Origin of the sequence: Leuconostoc sp. BM2 (genome assembly GCF_002095565.1) — a bacterium.
GTDB lineage: Bacteria > Bacillota > Bacilli > Lactobacillales > Lactobacillaceae > Leuconostoc > Leuconostoc falkenbergense.
The window spans coordinates 1-238 of sequence record NZ_MOWQ01000143.1 but is presented as its reverse complement, the minus strand read 5'-3'; the positions used below and the strand labels follow the sequence as shown (position 1 = coordinate 238).

Sequence of the window (238 nt, the reverse complement as noted above, 5' to 3'; positions counted from 1 at the left end):
CGACCACGTAGATGACGTTTTTTCAATGCCAACGCATGAGCAATCTCAGCTTTATAGGGTGTAACTTGATGAATTTCAATCGAAACGGTTGAAGGAGAGCGTTTAATAAAGCGCGCAATGGCACGAACAGAATAATTCAATTCGAGTAAAGTTTGAATGACAGTGCGTTCTTGAGATGATAAACTAGTCATGAGTCGCAGTTCCTTTATGGTTGTTTTAGACAATTACCATTAAAGGC

Annotated in this window: 1 protein-coding gene; it reads right to left on the bottom strand. The window is 39.5% G+C overall.

Going from position 1 to position 238, the window contains the following annotated elements; all coding sequences use genetic code 11:
• On the bottom strand, nt 1–191 hold a 191-nt coding region (locus BMG01_RS10875), incomplete at its 3' end, for a helix-turn-helix domain-containing protein (RefSeq protein ID WP_135400247.1).
• Nucleotides 192–238: the final 47 nt, after the last annotated feature.